Source organism: Flavobacterium sp. LC2016-01 (genome assembly GCF_009711135.1).
Lineage (GTDB): Bacteria > Bacteroidota > Bacteroidia > Flavobacteriales > Flavobacteriaceae > Flavobacterium.
In genome coordinates, this window is sequence record NZ_WMIC01000002.1 from 1 (window position 1) to 21997 (window position 21997).

13 protein-coding genes and 1 pseudogene are annotated in these 21997 nt (G+C 35.2%); 1 reads left to right on the top strand and 13 read right to left on the bottom strand.

All coding sequences use genetic code 11. The annotated features are described in order from the left end of the window. The 12 genes and pseudogenes from GKZ88_RS04440 to GKZ88_RS04495 form a co-directional block, all read right to left on the bottom strand. Positions 1-4853, bottom strand: a pseudogene (locus GKZ88_RS04440) (DUF11 domain-containing protein); the annotation flags it as partial. 1014 nt (positions 4854-5867) lie between these two features. After that, positions 5868-6794: a tRNA epoxyqueuosine(34) reductase QueG gene (gene queG / locus GKZ88_RS04445; RefSeq protein ID WP_155101205.1), complete on the bottom strand. Its 927-nt coding sequence runs from the start codon at positions 6792-6794 to the stop codon at positions 5868-5870. After that, positions 6791-8137: a cytochrome P450 gene (locus GKZ88_RS04450; protein WP_155101206.1), complete on the bottom strand. Its 1347-nt coding sequence runs from the start codon at positions 8135-8137 to the stop codon at positions 6791-6793. Before GKZ88_RS04450 ends, queG begins: the two co-directional genes overlap by 4 nt. A gap of 10 nt (positions 8138-8147) precedes the next feature. After that, positions 8148-9170: a Holliday junction branch migration DNA helicase RuvB gene (gene ruvB, locus GKZ88_RS04455; RefSeq protein ID WP_155101207.1), complete on the bottom strand. Its 1023-nt coding sequence runs from the start codon at positions 9168-9170 to the stop codon at positions 8148-8150. A 110-nt stretch (positions 9171-9280) separates the two neighbouring features. Further along, positions 9281-11083 carry a cbb3-type cytochrome c oxidase subunit I gene (locus GKZ88_RS04460; RefSeq protein ID WP_155101208.1) on the bottom strand — a complete coding sequence of 601 codons (1803 nt, stop codon included), beginning with the start codon at positions 11081-11083 and terminating at the stop codon, positions 9281-9283. Positions 11084-11113: 30 nt separating this feature from the next. Then, the gene (locus tag GKZ88_RS04465; RefSeq protein WP_155101209.1) at positions 11114-12310 is read right to left on the bottom strand and encodes a cytochrome c oxidase subunit II; all 1197 of its coding nucleotides are present in this window, start codon (positions 12308-12310) and stop codon (positions 11114-11116) included. A 19-nt stretch (positions 12311-12329) separates the two neighbouring features. Then, the gene (locus GKZ88_RS04470; RefSeq protein ID WP_155101210.1) at positions 12330-13724 is read right to left on the bottom strand and encodes a DUF4779 domain-containing protein; all 1395 of its coding nucleotides are present in this window, start codon (positions 13722-13724) and stop codon (positions 12330-12332) included. A 27-nt stretch (positions 13725-13751) separates the two neighbouring features. After that, positions 13752-14297, bottom strand: coding sequence for a cytochrome c (locus GKZ88_RS04475; RefSeq protein ID WP_155101211.1), 546 nt, complete (start codon positions 14295-14297; stop codon positions 13752-13754). 8 nt (positions 14298-14305) lie between these two features. Further along, complete coding sequence (locus tag GKZ88_RS04480) at positions 14306-14830, bottom strand: DUF3341 domain-containing protein (protein WP_127337706.1); 525 nt, start codon at positions 14828-14830, stop codon at positions 14306-14308. Further along, a complete protein-coding gene (gene nrfD, locus GKZ88_RS04485; protein WP_008466839.1) occupies positions 14823-16226 on the bottom strand; it encodes an NrfD/PsrC family molybdoenzyme membrane anchor subunit in 1404 nt (467 codons plus the stop codon). Before nrfD ends, GKZ88_RS04480 begins: the two co-directional genes overlap by 8 nt. A 33-nt stretch (positions 16227-16259) precedes the next feature. After that, complete coding sequence (locus GKZ88_RS04490) at positions 16260-19325, bottom strand: TAT-variant-translocated molybdopterin oxidoreductase (RefSeq protein ID WP_155101212.1); 3066 nt, start codon at positions 19323-19325, stop codon at positions 16260-16262. A gap of 32 nt (positions 19326-19357) precedes the next feature. Next, the gene (locus GKZ88_RS04495) at positions 19358-20689 is read right to left on the bottom strand and encodes a c-type cytochrome (RefSeq protein WP_155101213.1); all 1332 of its coding nucleotides are present in this window, start codon (positions 20687-20689) and stop codon (positions 19358-19360) included. A gap of 219 nt (positions 20690-20908) precedes the next feature. Here GKZ88_RS04495 and GKZ88_RS04500 point away from each other — a divergent pair, with 219 nt between their 5' ends. Next, the gene (locus tag GKZ88_RS04500; protein ID WP_155101214.1) at positions 20909-21298 is read left to right on the top strand and encodes an SPOR domain-containing protein; all 390 of its coding nucleotides are present in this window, start codon (positions 20909-20911) and stop codon (positions 21296-21298) included. An 86-nt stretch (positions 21299-21384) separates the two neighbouring features. Here GKZ88_RS04500 and GKZ88_RS04505 read toward each other — a convergent pair whose 3' ends face one another. Further along, the gene (locus GKZ88_RS04505; RefSeq protein WP_155101215.1) at positions 21385-21894 is read right to left on the bottom strand and encodes a DUF4920 domain-containing protein; all 510 of its coding nucleotides are present in this window, start codon (positions 21892-21894) and stop codon (positions 21385-21387) included. Positions 21895-21997: the final 103 nt, after the last annotated feature.

The window sequence follows — 21997 nt, forward strand, 5'->3', positions numbered from 1 at the left end:
CCTGCTGTATAAGCTGTTGAGTTTACTGACCATGTGTAAGTATCGCCTGAGCAGATTGTTGCTGTCGTAACCACTTTTGCCGGTTTTGGAGTAACAGTCAACTGCAGTTCCTGATCTGCCGTGCATCCATTGTTTGCAACTGTGTAAGTTCCGCCTGTTGTATAAGCTGTTGTGTTTACCGACCATGTATAAGTATCGCCAGAGCAGATAGTCGCTGTCGTGATTACTTTTGCCGGTTTCGGCGTTACTGTCAGCTGCAGTTCCTGATCTGCAGTGCATCCGTTGTTTGCAACTGTGTAAGTTCCGCCTGTTGTGTAGGCTGTTGAGTTTACTGACCATGTATAAGTAGCACCCGAGCAGATTGTTGCTGTCGTAACCACTTTCGCCGGTTTTGGAGTAACTGTCAGCTGAAGTTCCTGATCTGCTGTACAGCCGTTATTTGCAACGGTATAAGTGCCACCTGTTGTATAAGCTGTTGAATTTACTGACCATGTGTAAGTATCACCAGAGCAGATAGTCGCTGTCGTGATTACTTTTGCCGGTTTTGGAGTTACTGTCAACTGCAGTTCCTGATCTGCCGTGCATCCATTGTTTGCAACTGTATAGGTTCCGCCTGCTGTATAAGCTGTTGAGTTTACTGACCATGTGTAAGTATCGCCTGAGCAGATTGTTGCTGTCGTAACCACTTTTGCCGGTTTTGGAGTAACAGTCAACTGCAGTTCCTGATCTGCCGTGCATCCATTGTTTGCAACTGTGTAAGTTCCGCCTGTTGTATAAGCTGTTGAGTTTGCTGACCATGTGTAAGTATCGCCAGAGCAGATAGTCGCTGTCGTGATTACTTTTGCCGGTTTCGGAGTTACTGTAACATTTACAGCGGTTCTAATACTCTCACAACTATTTGTAGTCTGACTTACATAATAAGTCCCATTTGCAAGAGTTTCAGTTCCTAAATATAATGTTCCCCCAGAATTGGCATTGTACCATTTTAAATCGTTTCCTGTTGCAGCTAAATCACTTACTTTTTTTCCATCTACAAAACAAAATGTTTGATCTGAAGCTAAAGGAGCCGAAGGAATAGTATTCACAGTCACATTCACAGCTGTTGAAGATGCACTATAGCAACCAGAAGCATTTGAAACCTGAACACTATAATTTCCAGAATTTGAAACCGTAATAGATTGAGTTGTCGCTCCATTCGACCATAAATAACCTATTCCGCTAGTTGCAGTCAAAACTACATTTCCGCCTGTACAGAATGTTGTTGAACCTCCTGCAGAAATACTTGGTGTTGTTGGCGTAGGATTTACGGTAATTGCAACCAAAATTCTTCCACTTTCACAATTGTTAAGCGTTTGGCTTACATAATAATTTCCCGATACTACAGTTTCAGTTCCATTATAAAGTGTGCCTCCTGTGCTAGCACTGTACCACTTTAAATTTGTTCCTGTTGTAACAGTTAAATCAGCGACTTTTTTAGCATCGATAGTACAAAATGTTAAAGAATTAGCTGTTGGAGCTGCTGTATTATAAATCGTGACTGCTACTGGTGTCCTTACACTTTCACAACTATTTGACGTCTGAGTTACATAATAAGTCCCAGTAGTTAGCGTCTCTGAACCTGTATAAAGCGTCCCACCAGTACTAGCACTATACCATTTAATACCTGTTCCTGTAGGAACTAGATTACTGACTTTTTTCGCATCTGGCAAACAGAATGATTGAGATGAAGCTGTTGGTGCAGCCGTGTTATTTACCGTAACAACAACCATTCTTCTTGCACTCTCGCCACAGCTATTTGTCTGACTTACATAATAACTTCCTGAAGAAAGAATCTCTGTTCCATCATAAAGTGTACCTCCTGTTAACTGATTATACCATTTTAAATTAGTTCCTGTTGCAACTAAATTATTTACTGTTTTTTGATCGGTACCGCAAAAAACTTGCGATGATGCAGTCGGTGCAGATGGAATATCATTTATTGTTACTGCTACTAAAGTTCGCGCACTTTCCCCACAACTATTCGCTGTCTGGCTAACATAATAATTTCCAGTAACCAACGTCTCAGTTCCTGCATATTGTGTTCCTCCCGTTAAAGCATTATACCATTTTAAGTTGCTTCCCGTAGCAATTAAATTATTTATTATCTTATTCTCAGCCACACAAAAAGACTGAGCTGAAGCTACTGGTGCAGAAGAAGAACTTATCGTTACCTGAACTGATCTTCTATCACTTTCACAACCATTTGTTCCTGTTTGACTTACATAATAGGTACCAGCCGTCAGCGCTATATTTGTTGCATATTGCGTTCCATTTGTTGATGCATTATACCACTTTAAATTTGTCCCTGTCGCTACCAGATCACCTACAGTCTTATTTTCAGAAGCACAAAATGATTGATTAGCAGCTGTTGGAGTGGCTGGTTTAAGAGTAACTGTTATTGAATTTGAACTATCACTGATACATCCTGAACTGCTGACTATTCTAAGAGAATAAGTTCCATCAGCACTAATTGTAATGCTTCGGCTGGTCGCTCCATTGGACCATAAATAACTGCTTCCTCCATATGAGCTCGAATTACCATCTGATCTTAAAGTGATGTTTCCAGCGGTACTGCCACAAGATGCCGCTCCCGCAGTAACACTAATTGTCGGAGTATTTGGCTTTGAATTTACTGTCATCACAACTGATTTTACAGTTGAACATCCTTCAGCTGAAACTGCTTTTATATAATAAGTTCCTGCCGTTGCCGCCGTTGGAGTTGAATATACTGCCGTTGCTGCCGCATTTGTAAAATATGAAAAAGTCAAATTACTAGAACTTCCAGCAGTAACTGCAGCAGCTGTTAAATCACCAGTTGCAGGTGAACAAACGACTATAGGGTTAGTTACAAGAGTGGGAATAGGATTTGGATTCACTGCCGCACTTGCCGAATTATTTGCCGTATTTGTATCTATCGAAGCTGGCAATGATGCCGTATTTGTATAATTCCCAGATGATTTTACAGTACACGTAATTTTTAATGTAACCGATGTCTGAGCATCTACATCACCAATACTCCAAGTTCCTGCTGTAGAATCATAAATACCAACTGATGGAGTTGAACTTACGTACGTGTACCCTGAAGGAAGTAAATCAGTTACCGAAACTCCAGATACATTATTTCCTCCTAAATTGCTGACCTTAACAGTAAATTCTACATTAGATCCAATACATGGCGATGCATTGTCAACCGTTTTTGTAATTCCAAGATCAGTACATAAAGTAACACTAACTGGCTTTGATTGGGTTTGAGCTCCACAAGCCAAAGTTGATGATACAGAATAGTTACCAGTTTTAGTAGCTGTATAAGTTGATGAATTTGCTCCAGTGATTGCTGTTCCATTAAAATACCATTGGTATGGAGCAAAATTTGCTGGGGTTGTAAGTTCAGCAGTATTATTGGTACATCCTCCACCAGAAATATAAGTTAAAGTTGGATCTTCTGGCTGCGCAGCAAAATTAGAGAAAAATCCTGCCATCGAAAACCCTCCTCCTTGCTGTACAATTGATACCGTCATTTTAGTAGCACTTGTAATAGAGAGAACATCTGGACTTCCTATTTGAGTATCTTCAAAATTTATTAAATACCAGCCTGTAGTTCCTAATTGATGACGAGCTGCAATACCACTCACCGTTTCAATATTTGTCCCGTTGACCATTACTGCATCAGTAGCACTTCTCAAGAGGATATAGCCAAAATAAGGCAATGTACCTGTGCCGTAATTTCTAAATTTTGCTGTTTCTATAAAATTAGAACCGCCACATTCAGATACTGGGGCAATTGTAGATATATCAACTTCACAAGATTGCGCTGTACCTGAATACACCACAATTTTTTTATCGGCAGAAACTCGCGAGGCAGAGAAAGGTGTTGCTAAAATACCATTGTTAAAAGTATAAAAACTTCCTGCGGTCGCTAGATTAACATTTGTCGTTCCTGTTACAGCACCTGCAGTTGAATAGGTATTGATCACTAAATTTGTATCGTCTTTAGTAGCGACAATAGTCGTTCTCTCAGCGGTATCATTTCCTTTTCCTCTTTCGATAAAATATTCAGTCCCCAAAACTGATTCTGGAGGAATCTGATTATAAGCACTATCACCACAACCATCAGGCGTGTCAATTGCCGCTGATGTATTCATCACAGCCGGACTCGAAGACTCTACTAAAGTTCCAATTGGCGCTTTAAATAAATAACTTTGACCAGCATTTAAAGTAGTTACAATTAAATTATTTATTTTTATTGTGGTATTAGCAACCGTAGACATAATGGTATAAATCGGTCGCTGATCCCCATAGTTGTTGAAGTTTCCTAAAGAACCATCTCTGTAATAACCAACTCTAAATCGTACTCCAAGTCCTGCATCACCAAAACTTGTCAATGCGGCATTTCCTTTAAGATAAGCATCATTATTATCTCCAGATCCATCATCAGAAGCAACATTTCTCATGTTTACCGATGTAGGTCCAGTACTTGTAACAATCAATCCTGCTCCATCAATCACAGTATTTAGCGCATACATTGGTAGATTTTTTGCCAAAAGCGTAAATCTGTAAATTGCCGGGCTTCCTTTTACTGCTGTTAAAGTTGTCTCTACAACACCGTTACTTCTAGACAGAGTAATGGTTACGGGCGTTACTGAATTGGTTGCAATTACAATTTCATTCGATTTACTAAAATATTGCCATGGTGCAGGTGCTATATAGTGTTTTGTATAGAACTGAGCCGAAGCATTGTAACTAATCAATAATAAAAATGCAATAAAAAAGGTGAGCCTAGAAAATCTAGACTGATTAGAAGTAGAGTTACGCATACGCAAGTGAGATTTGAGAGCAAATATTGCCAGCTGAAAAAACAACTATGTTTTTCAGCATATTGGACAGATACGAAAAAATGAAGGGATTGGATTTTGAATAAAAAATAAAATCTTGTTTCAGATTTTTATCAAAATCAAAATACATTTGAACCTCTAAAGGTTCAAGACATAAAAATTGTCTCATAGGTTATTTGGGTAGTTTTGGTCTCGCGAAAGTATATAAACACCTAATAACTAGCTACATTAGTCGATAAACTACCTATAAAAACGTTGAATAACACCTTTTTACAGCTAAATTCAGTTTCAAAAATCAGTAAAATTACTTATTTCGCAACAAAACAGAAGAATTTTCCTAAATTATTAATAATAACTCATAAATATCAAATATTTAAAAGAAAAACATCAAAATATCTTACAAAATAAACAATTTTAAATAGCATGAATTTTTTTAACATTTGTTTGCTTTTTTTATTCATTCCAAATCACAATATTTTAATTTTTCCAAATCTGTTTTTTTTATATAAAATTTTCCTTTTAACTATTTTACTAGCAAAGAAAGACAATGTTAATTTTAGACTTAATTTTATACTAAGTCTGTTTTAAAAAACAAAACAACTGATTATCAGTGTTTTAAAATAATTAATTTATAATATTATAAATCAACCAATTTTTATACATAATTTGGAATTCTATTTTATTCGAAGAAAACTGATTCAACCTTAGATTCGTTCATATAAGATAAACTTTACAAGCCATTTATTGCTAATAATAAATAGGAAATTAAAATTAAAGGTAGATTATGAAACAAATCATGAGCTGGTATGTCATTTGTCGATAATTAGTATCGACAAACTACATTCGATGTGTTTTATTTCTTACATAGGCAAAAAGACACACGTATTAAACTAAAACATAGCTTCTTACAAAAAAATGTGTCCTGCTCGAGTGAAGATTTACAAATGAAAAAGAGAATATAATTGAGTGGAAATTTAAAACTATATCCGAATTAATTTATTCTAAAAAAGAAATATTTCGTTTTAATCCTTCAAACTTGGTTCTTTTAATTGGAGAATTTTTAAAAACGATACGGAAGGTTTCCTCTGTAATTTCTGTCCAATCTTTTTTGGAAAAAGAAAGTAAATCAGGGTTGGGATTAAATAAAGGTTCTGAATGAGGTTTTGAAAAACGATTCCACGGACAAACATCTTGGCAAGTATCACATCCAAACATCCATTCATCAAATTTTCCCTTCATTTCATACGGAAGATTTTCTTTTAATTCGATAGTATAATAGGATATGCATTTACTGCCATCAACAACATAAGGAGCAACAATTGCCTGCGTAGGACAAGCATCAATACACGCAGTACAAGAACCGCAATGATCAGTTACTTTGTGATCATATTCTAAATCGAGATCCAAAATAAGTTCTGCAATAAAATAAAAAGAACCTACTTTCTGCGTTATTAAATTACTGTTTTTCCCAATCCAGCCTAAACCGCTTTTTGCTGCCCAAGCTTTGTCCAGAACTGGCGCAGAGTCAACAAATGCTCGACCTGAAACGTCACCAATATTCTCTTGAATAGAATGCAGCAATTCTTTTAGCTTTTCTTTAATAACAAAATGATAATCTTGGCCATAGGCGTATTTTGATATTTTAAAGCTGGTACTATTCTGAGATTCTGAAGGAAAATAATTAAGCAGGAGAGAGACTACGCTTTTAGCATCGTCAACCAGTAAAGTTGGATCTAAACGTTTATCAAAATGATTTTCCATATAAGTCATCTGACCGTTGTGGTTATTATTCAGCCATTTTTCAAGACGAGGTGCCTCGTCTTCAAGAAAACCAGCTTTTGATATGCCACAAGAAAGGAAACCAAGTCTCTTAGCTTCTTCTTTTATAAACTTTGAATATGTCTCTTTCGAATTAATGCTCATCTTTTAGACAATGAAATTTCAACATTAACAGGTTTCAAAGTAACCAAAGGGTTAAATTCTACAGTGGCTGTATTTGATACAATAACATAACGTTTGACAATATGAGAGAGTGCCAAGCACATTTCATAAATAGCAAAACCAGCTCCAATACACATTCGCGGTCCAGCTCCAAAGGGATAAAAATATTTCATCGACTCCTTCTTTTGTTCACCAAGAAAGCGCTCTGGAATAAATTTATCAGGATCTTGCCAATATTTTGGATTTCGATGCAGTTCATAAAATGAAACTCCAATCAAAGTCCCTTCTTTGATTTTAAAGTTACCCAAAGTGTCATCTTCAACATTTTGCCTATCTGTAATCCAAGCTGGAGGATATAAACGCATAGATTCATTCAAAACCGCATTTATATATGTCATTTTTTGCAGCTGTTCAATAACATTATCGGTCTCCGATTCAATTTCTGTAATCTCATCAAAAACCTTTTGCTGAACGTCAGGATTACTTCCTAAAAAATGAAGCGTAAAAGTCAATGCATTTGCAGTCGTTTCATGACCTGCAATAAACAAAATCTTAATTTCATCAATTAGTTGCTGCATTGCCATAGACTCCCCAGTATCTTCATACCTAGTTTCCATCAGCATATTAAGCAAATCATTAAAGTCTTCATTCGAAGCACTTCTCTCTTCGATAATTTCCTTAATAATTTGGTTATTTTCGTCAGCTAATTTCAAATGTTTTTTAACCTGGCCACTTAATGAGAACCATAAAGCCTTATGAGGAAGCCTTATTTCTTTAACTAAAAATTTTTGAACTTCTTCAATTATAAATTTAATACGATGGAGTTTTTCTTCAGAAATTGAAAATTCAAATAATGACTTTGCCACAACGTTAAACGCCAATTGGCTCATCGCTGGAAAAGCATTAAAGATTTCATTTTCTTTTAAAGTATCAATTTCAGAAATGATAGTCTTATTCATATTATCAACCAGCATATTCATTTTTTGTTTATGAAATGCGGGCTGAATAAGTCTTCGTTGTTTTAACCAAGAATCACCATCACTTGTTAAAAGCCCTTTTCCTAAATATTTAGAAAGATAAACAGACTGGAACTTTGACTTTTGATAATTCTTTTGATTCTTAACCAAAATGTACTCCGCAATTTCATTATCTCTGGATAGAATTAAGTGTTTAGAGAATCCAATTTTTAAAGAAAACGAATCCCCCAATTTATCAAAATATCTTTTATGAAAAGGAATCGGATTTCTACGGATACCCTCAGCATCAAGAAAAAATCTAAATAGCGGAAGTTTATTGGGATAATTATATTTTTTGTCTGAAGACATAAAGATGAATTTAAAACAACCCTCCTTGAATATTAGTATTTATTTTACCTAGATGTTTATACGCTTTGTCAGTAACTTCACGTCCTCGAGGAGTACGCATAATAAATCCTTCTTGAATTAAAAACGGCTCGTAAACTTCTTCGATGGTTTCGCTGCTTTCAGAAACCGCAGTAGCTAAAGTTGAAAGTCCAACTGGTCCGCCTTTGAATTTATTAATAATAGTCAATAAGATTTTATTATCCATTTCATCAAGCCCATTCGCATCAACATTTAAAGCTTTTAAGGCATACCTTGAAATTTCGATATCAATTCTTCCATTTCCCTTTATCTGAGCAAAATCACGTACTCTTCGTAATAATGCATTTGCAATACGAGGAGTTCCTCGGCTACGGCCCGCGATTTCAATTGCAGCTTCTAGATCAATAGGCATTTTTAATATTCCTGCACTTCTTTCAACAATTGTAGTTAAAAGTTCAGTAGTATAATATTGTAAACGAGATGAAATTCCAAAACGGGCTCTCATTGGAGCGGTCAATAAACCAGAGCGTGTAGTAGCTCCAATCAATGTAAACGGGTTCAAATTAATTTGCACTGTCCTGGCATTAGGGCCAGATTCGATCATAATATCGATTTTAAAATCCTCCATTGCCGAATATAAATATTCTTCAACAACAGGGCTTAATCGATGAATTTCATCAATAAACAAAACGTCTCGTTCATCCAAATTAGTCAATAACCCTGCTAAATCGCCAGGTTTGTCTAATACAGGTCCAGAAGTTATTTTAATTCCAACTTGAAGTTCATTAGCCAAGATATTAGCCAATGTAGTTTTACCAAGTCCCGGAGGTCCATGAAAAAGTGCATGATCAAGTGCTTCACCACGCTGATTAGCCGCAGCAACAAAAACTTTTAAATTTTCTAAAACTTGATCTTGTCCGGCAAAGTCGTCAAATGACAGCGGACGCAATCTTTTTTCAAGATCTAATTCTTCTGGGTTATATCCTTTTGTAGTAGGATCAAGATTTTCATTCATCTTACAAAGATATAGAAACTAATCAGTTTGTAAAACAGTAAACCACTACGTTTAAAATTTTAACTAAACAAAAAAAAGACTATCATTTCTGATAGTCTTTTTAAATATTTCTAGTGGTGTAAAACTTCTTCACCTTCTTTCATCGGTACATTTTGAGGAACAAAATCTACATCGTGATTTGGGTTACTATAGTCATACGGCCAACGATATACATGAGGAATTTCACCTGGCCAGTTTCCGTGAATATGTTCAACTGGTGTAGTCCATTCTAATGTTGTAGATCTCCATGGATTCTGAACTGCTTTCTTACCGTAGAATATACTGCTAAAGAAGTTGTATAAGAATACTAATTGGAAAGCACCACCTACAAGCGCGAATGTTGTAATTAAAACATTCACATTTTGTAAATCATCAAATAATGGAAAGTTTGTGTTTGTATAATAACGTCTTGGCAAACCAGCTAATCCAATAAAGTGCATTGGGAAGAATACCCCATAAGCACAAACAGCAGTTACCCAGAAGTGAATATAACCTAAGTTTTTATTCAACATTCTTCCGTACATTTTAGGGAACCAGTGGTAGATACCAGCAAACATTCCGTAAAGTGCAGATATACCCATTACTAAGTGAAAGTGAGCAATTACAAAATATGTATCGTGAACGTTAATATCTAAAGTACTATCTCCTAAAATGATTCCTGTTAAACCTCCAGTAATGAAAGTAGAAACCATTCCAATAGAGAATAACATTGCAGGATTGAATTGTAAGTTACCTTTCCATAAAGTTGTAATCCAGTTGAACGCTTTTACAGCAGATGGAATCGCAATCAATAAAGTTGTGAAAGTAAATACAGATCCTAAGAAAGGATTCATACCAGAGATAAACATGTGGTGACCCCATACAATAGTTGATAAAAATGCAATTGCAAGAACTGACATAATCATCGCTCTATATCCGAAGATTGGTTTACGAGAGTTCGTAGCCATAATTTCAGAAACAAGACCCATTGCTGGTAAGATTACGATGTAAACCTCAGGGTGACCTAAGAACCAGAATAAGTGCTCAAACAATACCGGAGAACCTCCTTGGTAGTGTAAAACTTCTCCAGCAATATAGATATCAGATAAGAAGAATGAAGTACCAAAACTTCTATCAAAAATCAACAATAAAGCTGCAGACAATAATACTGGAAATGAAATAACACCAATAATAGCTGTTACAAAAAATGTCCAGATTGTAAGAGGAAGTCTAGTCATAGACATTCCTTTTGTTCTTAAGTTAATAACAGTTACAATGTAGTTTAATGATCCCATTAATGAAGATGCAATAAAGATAGCCATTGAAACTAACCATAAAGTCATACCAGTTCCAGAACCTGGAATTGCTTGTGGCAATGCACTTAATGGAGGATAAATTGTCCAACCTGCAGAAGCTGGTCCAGCTTCAACAAATAAAGAAGATAACATTATTACAGCAGACAAGAAAAATAACCAATACGAAATCATATTCATGAATCCAGACGCCATATCTCTCGCTCCAATTTGAAGTGGAATAAGTAAATTACTAAAAGTTCCACTTAAACCAGCTGTCAATACAAAGAATACCATGATGGTACCGTGAATTGTAACTAAAGCCAGATAAATATCATTTGCCATTACTCCATCAGGTGCAAATTTATCTCCTAGTAAAACATTAAATATTTTAAAAGACTCTTCTGGCCATGCCAATTGCATTCTGAAAAGCAAAGACATTGCAATACCAATAATCCCCATAATAATACCAGTAATCAAGTATTGTTTGGCAATCATTTTGTGATCAATACTAAAAATATATTTAGTAATGAACGTGTCTTTATGATGATGTTCGTGCTCGTGATCGTGTCCGTGATCGTGACCGTGCGCTTCTGCTGACATATATGTGTACTTTAAATTTTCTTAATAATATTATTTAACCGCAACTTTAGCTACAGCTGCTTTTACAGTGTCAATAACCGCTTTAACGGTATCTATTACTTTTGCAGTTGTATCAGTTGTTGGAGCAGTTGCTTCAGCTGCTTTTTCTTTTTCAGCAGCTGCCGCCGCTTTAATATCTTGAGCTAAAGTAGTTTTTTCACTTAACCATTTTTTATAATCTTCAGGAGTATCAACAACAACTTTCATTTGCATGTTGTAGTGAGAAGCCCCACAAATCTTATTACATAATAATAAATAATCAAATGTATAAGGATCTAAAGCTGTACCGCCTTTAGCAACTAACTCTACACTTTTTTCTGCTCTAAGTTTATTAATGTTAGCCACTTTTTCTTTCATAAAGTCTAACTCTCTATATTCAGCAGTTGTATAAGTTGGAATAAAAGCAAATTCAGTTACCATTCCTGGTACACAGTTCATTTGCGCTCTAAAGTGAGGCATATAAGCTGAGTGCAAAACATCCTGAGAACGCATTTTGAAATGCACTTTTTTCCCTTTTGGAATATGTAATTCAGTAACTACAATATCATCTTGAGCATTAGGATCAGACATATCAACACCTAAAGTATTAATACCTTCAATTAAACGTACGTTTGCCTTTCCTAAAGTATTATCAGCACCAGCATATCTTGCAGTCCATTTAAACTGTTGAGCATATAATTCAATCTCAATAACATCTTCGTCTTTATCAACAAACATAATATTGTTCCAAGCATATAATCCGTAAAGAATTAAACAAGCAAGAACTACTGATGGAATGATACTCCAAATTGCTTCAAGTTTATTACTATCTGCAAAGAATAAAGCTTTTCTATCTTTATGTCCTCTATTTTTAAAAGAAAACCAATACAATAAACCTTGTGTAATAAATTGAACTACAAAAATTAAAACCCAAGTAATATTCATCAAATTATCCACTAAAAGCCCATGCTCTGAAGCTGGAGTATGAAGTGCTAAACCACCCCATTTTAGCAAACCGTAAATCGTAAATATATAAATGAAAGCTAAAAAGCCAAACATAACATATCCCTGCACATTATTATCATTATCTGATGCAACTTGCGAATCGTCCGAAGATGAACCGACCTGAGTAAGATCAAATATCTTCGTCAATTGCCATAATGCAACTGCTAATAAAACTACAACTATAATTACCAACAAACTTGTCATCTGTTTACTTCTTTAAATATTAATAATGAAAATGTTTACTTTCTTCAATGAAAGGATTTCTTTTTGCCAACAAAGGAGCTTTAGTTAATGCAGTAAATACAACAAAAATAAATAAACCTAAGAAGAAAAGAATAGATGCAATTTCAGGAACACCAATAAACCATTTGTCTCCAACAGTACCAGGCATAATCATATTAAAGAAATCTACATAGTGACCTAATAAGATAACAATACCTGCCATTACAATTACCCAATTAAGACGTTTAAAATCTGTATTGATTAATATTAACAATGGGAATACAAAGTTCATAACCACAGCACCAAAGAATGGCAAGTTATATAATTGAATTCTTGTTACAAAGTAAGTTACTTCTTCTGGAATGTTAGCATACCAGATTAACATAAATTGAGAGAACCATAAGTAAGTCCAGAAAACACTGATACCAAACATAAATTTAGCTAAGTCGTGAATGTGACTTGTATTTACATATTCTAAATATCCTTTTGATTTCAAATAAATTGTTACCAATGCAATACTCGTAATACCACTTACGAAGAAAGAAGCAAATACATACCATCCGAACAATGTACTGAACCAGTGTGGATCAAATGACATAATCCAGTCCCAAGACATAATAGATTCTGACACAATAAAGAATACTAAGAAGCCCGCAGACATTTTAAAATTCTTTTTGTAGTAAAGATCATCATTAGCCTCATCTTGAGCTAAACAGTTCTTTCTAGAATAAATTCTGTAAAGATTCCATCCTAATAAAAAGACAAATGCTCTAGCAATCCAAAAAGGAAAATTTAAATAACCTGATTTTCCAGCGATAATTGCATCATAGTTTGGATCACCCGGTTTAGTAACTCCTTCTCCAAGCCAAACAAAAATATGGTTGAAATGCAATCCGCATAAAATTAATATTACAAAGAAAATTATTGAACCAGCTGGCAAATAAGCAGTAATACCCTGCATTACTCTAAATAAAACTGGAGACCAACCTGCTTGAGCAACTTGTTGAATAGCATAAAATGCTAAAACTCCCATAGAAAGCAGTAAAAAGAAAATACATGCTACATATAATGCAGACCAAGGCTTATTTTGCAATTGGTGCAAAACGTGCTCCAAATGTTTTTCGTGTTCGTCAGCACCAGAAACTTCTGCATGCTTTGCTCCTTTGTGTTCTTCATGTGAAGCTTCAGCAGCTTCATGATGACCTGCTTCTTTATGAGATGCCTCTGCAGACTCCTCATGTGCAGTACCATGAGCCCCATGAGCATCTGCTGCTAGTATTTTTTCAACTTCTTGAATATCTTTAGGTGCACTTAAAAAACCATACCCAATTCCTAATAGTCCAAGAACCATTAAGATGATAGAAAAAGTTTTTAATTTACTTGAAAATGTATACATATCTATTACGATCAGTTTGTTCAACAATTATAATTGGCTTTTTAGTTTTAGAACATAGTCAGCAACTAACCAACGTTCGTGGGCACTTAATTGATTTGCGTGTGAACCCATTGCATTTAAACCATAAGTCTCAACGTGGAAGATACTTCCTTCAGTAATTACCCTGTCTTTATAACTAGGTACACCAAGAAATTTTTCTCTTTCAACTAATTTACCTTTACCGTTACCAGCTGCACCATGACAGCTAATACAATAAATTTCGAAAAGTTCTTTTCCTTTTCCAGAATTTCTATCTGCTTCAGTCAAAGGCGATTTTAAATTAGCTTTTGCCAATTCATAACCTGCAGTCGAATTTTCATACTCATAAGGTTCAAAACCTCTATTAATAGTTCCTTTAACAGGAAGCTGACCTTCTTTTCCTTCCTTAAATATTTTCGCTTCTGCGTAAGGCTCATAACCTACAGACTCATACATATTTGGGAAATACTGATAGTTTGGTGCCGAATTATTGTGGCAAGAAGAAACTAAAATAGTTATACCAACTAAAAGTGTTATTTTATATATCCTTTTCATAGCTACAATTAATTCTTTTCAATTACTTTAACTTCAACAGCTCCTGTACCTTCGAAGAAAGAAACCAATTCAGCTTCATTATCGTTTACAGCCACTTCCATTAAGAAATGGTCGTCTGTTGTTCTTACATCAGGATTTTCGGCTTCCTTAAATGGCCATAATCTACTTCTCATATAAAAAGTAATTACCATTAAGTGCGCAGCAAAAAATACAGTCATCTCAAACATAATTGGCACAAAAGAAGGCATATTTTGAATGAAACTAAAACTTGGTTTTCCACCAATGTCCTGTGGCCAGTCATGAATCATGATATAACTCATCATTGTTGTTGCAACAGAAATACCAACACATCCATATAGGAAAGCACAAATTGCTAATCTTGTTGGTGCTAAGCCCATGGCTTTATCCAATCCGTGAACTGGGAATGGAGTAAAAACCTCTTCAATATGATGATGAGCAGCTCTGGTTTTCTTTACTGCATCCATCAAAATATCATCGTCATTATAAATGGCGTATATTACTTTATTACTCATGATGTGAATCTTTACTATTTGCTCTTTCTCTAATGTAATTATCTCCTGTTCCTTTCAAAATTGTTTTTACCTCCGCCTGAGCAATTACAGGGAATGTTCTAGAGTATAATAAAAACAATACAAAGAAGAAACCAATTGTTCCGATGAAAATTCCAATATCAACAAATGTTGGTGAGAACATTGTCCAAGAAGATGGAAGGTAATCTCTATGTAAAGAAGTAACAATGATTACGAATCTTTCAAACCACATTCCGATGTTTACCACAATCGAAATAATAAATGAAAACATGATACTTGTTCTTAATTTTTTGAACCACATAAATTGTGGAGAGAAAACGTTACAAGTCATCATTGACCAATATGCCCACCAGTAAGGTCCAGTAGCTCTATTTAAGAATGCATATTGTTCATACTCTACACCTGAATACCAAGCTACAAATAACTCAGTGATGTAAGCCACACCTACGATCGAACCTGTAATCATGATAATGATGTTCATTAATTCGATATGCTGTAATGTGATATACGCTTCAAGGTTAGAAACTTTTCTCATAACAATCAACAATGTGTTTACCATCGCAAATCCTGAGAATACCGCTCCAGCAACGAAGTATGGAGGGAAGATTGTTGTATGCCATCCTGGAATTACAGAAGTAGCAAAGTCCATCGATACAATCGTGTGTACAGAAAGTACAAGAGGAGTAGCTAAACCAGCTAATACTAATGATACTTCTTCAAAACGCTGCCAGTCTTTTGCTCTACCGCTCCATCCAAAACTTAAGATAGAATAAACTCTTTTGTTAAATGGAGTAATAGCTCTATCACGAAGCATTGCAAAGTCAGGTAATAAACCAGTCCACCAGAAAACTAATGAAACTGAAAGATAAGTTGAAATCGCAAATACGTCCCATAATAATGGTGAGTTAAAGTTTACCCATAATGATCCAAACTGATTTGGAATAGGCAAAACCCAGTATGCTAACCATGGACGTCCCATGTGAATAATTGGAAATAAACCTGCTTGAACTACTGAGAAGATAGTCATTGCTTCTGCAGAACGGTTAATAGCCATTCTCCAACGTTGACGGAAAAGTAATAGTACTGCAGAAATCAAAGTTCCAGCGTGACCAATACCAACCCACCAAACGAAGTTAGTAATATCCCAAGCCCAGCCAACTGTTTTATTTAATCCCCATGTTCCAATACCGGTAGATACGGTGTAAATTATACAACCTAACCCCCAAAGGAAGGCTATTAATGCGATTGAAAATACAATCCACCATTGTTTATTTGCAGGTCCTTCAACAGGCGCTGCCACATCTACAGTTACATCGTGATAAGATTTATCACCAATAACTAAAGGTTTTCTAATGGGTGCTTCGTAGTGAGACGACATAATCCTTTATATTGTTTCTTATTAATAATTTTACTAAGTATTTCTAACTTTAACGTGGTACACCACATTAGGTTTTGTTCCTACATGCTCTAATAAGTGATATGATCTTTCATCAGCAGCTAATTTTGCTACCTTACTATCAGCGTCATTTACATCACCAAATATCATTGCTCCAGAAGAACAAGCACTTGAACAAGCAGTTTGGAATTCACCATCTCTAACTGGGCGACCTTCGTTTTTAGCTTTCAATTTAGTAGCTTGTGTCATTTGAATACACATAGAACATTTTTCCATTACTCCACGAGAACGAACATTTACGTCTGGGTTTAATACCATACGACCTAAATCATCATTCATATGATAATCGAATTCACTGTTTTTGTTATACAAGAACCAGTTAAAACGACGAACTTTATATGGACAGTTATTTGCGCAGTAACGAGTACCAACACATCTGTTATATGCCATGTGGTTTTGACCTTCACGTCCGTGAGAAGTAGCAGCAACAGGACAAACTGTTTCACAAGGTGCGTGATTACAGTGTTGACACATTACAGGTTGGAATGCCACTTGTGGATTTTCTCCAGCTTTTTCCATTTCATTGAATGTAGACAATGAACTTGATAAACCAGCAATTCCTTCTTTTCTTTTGTTATCACCTTCGAAAGTACTTTCAGAAGAATAATATCTGTCAATACGCAACCAGTGCATATCACGGCTTCTTCTAACTTCAGCTTTACCAACTACAGGTACATTGTTCTCTGCGTGACATGCAATAACACATGCTCCACATCCAGTACAAGCATTTAAATCAATAGAAAGATTAAAATGATGACCTGTTGAACGATCAAATGATTCCCATAAGTCAACAGTTGTAGCTTCAACTTCTTGGTGATCTAAAGATACCATTGGTTTTTCATTCCAATGCTCAGCATCTTCAGAATTGAATACTGTTAAAGTAGTTTCTTTAATAATATCCCCTCTACCCATTAACGTTTTTTGTCCTTGAACACAAGCAAACTCATGAACACCATTAGCTTTAGCTAAAGTTATAGACTGAACATTATTGAAGTTTTTATATAAAGCGTAAGCATTAATACCTACTTGCATTTCTTCTTTTAAGTCTGCCTTGCGACCATATCCAACTGCAAATCCAATTGTTCCAACAGCTTGTCCTGGTTGAACAATAACTGGAACATTTTCGATTTTCACACCATCAGCAGTTGTGATTGTAGCATAACTACCATTCAAACCACCATTAGCAACGATCTCATTTGATAAATCGTATTTCTTAGCATCTGCGTTTGAAACAGTAATATAGTTATCCCAAGAAACTCTTGTGATTGGATCTGGAAACTCTTGCAACCAAGGATTGTTTGCATGTTGTCCATCACCCAAACCTGTTTTAGTATACAATACTAATTCAAGACCTCCAACAGATTTTGATTTAGAAAGCGCACTTGCTGCACCAGCCGAATCAAAAGCTCCGCCAGATAAAGCAGCTGAACCAGTTACAAAAACACCATCATGTAATACTTTATTCCAAGAAGAACCAGCAATTAAACCAGCAGAATTAGCTTTAAGGTAATCGTAGAAAGTTCCACCAACACCATTTAAAGACAATAAAACATCTTGAAATTGTTTTGTATTAAAGATTGGACGAATTGTTGGCTGTGTTAAACTATATGTTCCTTTTGTAATAACAACATCTCCCCAAGACTCTAAATAATGAGGTGCAGGAGCCGCAATTTTTACAATAGAAGCAGTTTCATCATCTTTTAAAGAAAAAGCAACAGAAGTTTCTACTTTTTTCAATCCAGATACAAAAGCAGCTGAATCAGCTAATGTGTAAACAGGATTAACTCCACTCATGATTAAAGTATGAACACTTCCTGCATTCATATCTTTTACCAATTGAGCAACAACTGCATTAGAACCTTTTCTAATTTGTCTAGTACCAACAGTACTAAAAGCCTCACTTGCTAATTTTTGATTAATAGCCAAAACTAACAACTGAGCATTTTTATCTTCGATTCCAGATACTAAAACCCCTTTAGAACCTGCTGAATTTAAATTCTGAGCAGCTTTTACTACTTCAGCTTTAAAAGCACCATCTAAAGAAACAGGAATAGAAGCACCTACAACTATATTATAAATTTGAACTAACGCTTGTTTTTGATCAGCAGTAGTCATTGGAACACGCTTATCAGCAGCTGCTCCAGATAATGTCATGTTTGATTCAAACTGAATATGACGAGACATTGTTTTTTTCCCTTCAGATCCAGATGGAATTCTTCCTTTCGCATATCCAGAATCATATCCTCCACCTTGCCAGTCTCCTAAGAAATCAGCACCAACAGATACAATTAATGAAGATTTTGAAAAATCATAATCAACTAATGCTCTTTCTCCATAAGCTGTTTCGAATGCATCTAACGCCTCAGAAGAAGAAACTGCATCATAAACAACATGTTTTGCATTAGGGTTTTTAGCAATAAACTCACCTATTAATTTCTCAGTAGATGGACTTGCTAAAGTATTTGTTAACAATACAACTTGACCTCCTTTTGCTTTTGCTTCTGCAAGACTCGCTTTAATTTCTGAATCAACAGCAGGCCAGCTGCTCTTTTTTCCTTTCAATCTTGGCTCTTGCAAACGAGAACTATCGTATAATCCTAAGATTGATGCATGAACTCTAGCATTAGCAGCAAATTTAGCACCTTCAATAGTATTGTTTTCAACTTTAATTGGACGACCCTCACGAGTTTTTACCAAAAGATTTGCAAAATCAAAACCATCAAAAACAGTAGTTGCATAATAATCAGCAACACCAGGAATGATTTGCTCTGGTTGTAAAACATAAGGGATAGACTTGTGCACAGGACCCTCACAAGCAGCAAGTGTAACAGCTGCAGTACTAAATCCTACGTACTTTAAAAAGTCACGACGTGAAGTTCCTGAAGAAGCTAAAGCCTCTGCATTTCCTAAGAATTCATCAGTAGGAATTTCTTCAACAAATTCGTTATTTCTAAGCGCCTCAACAATAGAACCATTCTCTAGTTCTTCAACACTTTTCCAGTATTTTTTGTTTGATGACATTGTATATAAATATTAAAATCTTAATAATTCGATTAATAGTGGCATTTACCGCATTCTAAACCTCCCATTTGCGCTGCAGTCAATTTCTCTACACCGTATTTTTTAGAAAGTTCAGCATGAATTTTATCATAGTAAGCATTTCCTTCCATCTTAACATCAGTTTTTCTGTGGCAATCAATACACCATCCCATTGTTAATTTAGAATATTGCTTCATGATTTCAAATTCTTGTACCGGACCATGACAAGTCTGACACTCAATTCCCGCAACAGAAACGTGTTGTGAGTGATTGAAATATACAAAATCAGGAAGATTATGAATACGAACCCATTTTACAGCCTGTGGTTTTCCAGTATAAGCTTGTTTAGTTTTATCCCAACCAACAGCATCATATAATTTTTGAATTTGAGCATCATAAAATGCTTTGCTGTACTCAGGAGTAGCAGTAGTTTCAGCAACTTCAGAAATATTTTTATGACAGTTCATACAAACATTCAAAGAAGGAATACCTGCAGTTTTACTAACACGAGAAGCAGAGTGACAATATTTACAATTGATTTCGTTATCTCCAGCGTGAATTTTATGAGAATAATGAATAGGCTGAATTGGCTCATAGTTTTGATCTACACCAACTTGCATTAAATATCCGTAAACAAAATAACCACTCGCCAAAAGCAAGAAAATCGAAGTAACCAATACTAAAAATTGATTTCTAGCAAAAGCTTTCCAAATCGGCAATCTACCTTCTTTAGGAGTAACTTCAATACCGTTATTACTTGCCACTTTAGTCAACACTTTGTTCACCATGAACAACATCACTACTAAAATAGCCATTACAAGAGCAAGAGCACCTAAAATAACATTATTAGAAATAGCACCGCTCTCTACAGCAGTACCTGGAGGCGTAGCTGCTCCACCTGGAACCGCAGCCGCTTCAACTTTTTTCTCAGAAGTATAAGCAATAATATTATTAATATCACCCTCAGATAATTGAGGAAAAGGAGTCATTACTGCCTTATTATTTTCTTCAAAAAGCTTAACAGCAGCAGCATCTCCTGACTTAATCATATCAGAACTGTTGTGCACCCACTTGTAAATCCAAGCCATTTCATGCCTGTCAGCAACCCCTCTTAACGCAGGACCTGTTGATTTAGCATCTAATTTGTGACATGCAGCGCAATTTGCATTAAATAGTTCTTTCCCTTTTGCTGGATCACCACCCGCAGTTGCTGCAGGAGCAGCAGCTTCAGGCGCCGCAGGAGCAGCAGCATCTTGAGCAAATGAAGTTAGGGAGAAAATCAGCGTTAGCGATAAGCTAAGGAGCAATTTTCTTGAGATCGAATTATGGTTACCCACCTTTTTCATATAGTATAATAATTATCTACTAATTTTTTGGTATGATTTTTACTGTAACAAAGCTGTAAAAACAAATACCCTCTTTTAAAACTTGCACAAAAATACGACTTATGAACTATTCTCAAAACCTTAAAATAGTCTTAAATATCAATTTATATCAATTCTAAATAATATTAAAATTTTCCATACAAACTTTAAATACTATTTTTGCATAAAAACCATCACATTATGAGAATTTTAACCCCTTCAAAAAGAGTTTTCTTAACACTGACAGTATTCATGTTAGCATATAATATTCATGCTCAGGATCAAAATTTAACAGTAAATCAAGACCCTAAATTTGAACAGTTATTGAATGAGAAACGAAAAATTAACACATCAATAAGTACAAACGACACATACAGAATTCAAATTTTTAGCGGAAAAAGCGACGAGGCAAAAAAAACGCTCGCTGATTTTAAAAGAGAATTCAGCACTATTGACGGAACAATAATTTTCAATACGCCAAACTACAAAGTAATAGTTGGGAATTTTAAAACCCGAATTGAGGCAGAGCGAAATTTGGCCGATATAAAAGACAGATACAAAAGTGTCTTTTTACTTAAGCCAGGCAAATAAAAACAGCTGTTAAACATAACAAAAAAAGCGAGATTAAATCTCGCTTTTTTTGTTATTTTAAACTTTACAACAACACTAATTTAAACCTAATTCACCACCTTAATTCCACTCGCTACAAATCGAATTTCTTCTTTTGGAGCAGTAATTGCATTTATTTCCGCTTGTGATTTTTTAGCGTCTTTAGCGTAATGTTTCAGCTCATCAACTGATGTGATTTTTTTCTTGGCATCGCCCTCTAAAACAACATTTTTTCCTTTTAATGCTGTTGGTACAAAAAAACCATAATCTTTCATTTTCACAAAAAAAGACGAACCATTTTCCGTTTTAATAGTTACCCAACATCCTCTTTTTTCACAAACATCTGTCACCTCTCCTTTTACCGCAATATTTTCAACTTTCTTCTGATCTTTAAATTTACTCTCTAATTTTTCAACAGAGATTGCCTTGCCAACCGCAATGCCAGAAACATCAGCACCATAATAATCTCCTAATACAGCATTACCCGCCGGTGGAGCGCTTTTTTCTACCGCTTCTTGAGCAAAAGAAAAAGTAGAAATACCAATAAAAAGAACAGCTGTGTAAATTAATTTTTTCATCATTAAATAATTTTACTCAAAAATAAGAAATTAAAACAAATAAGATACTGGCAAAAATCACACTTCCATCCTAAAAGTACAAGCATAAAAAAAGTCTCAATTT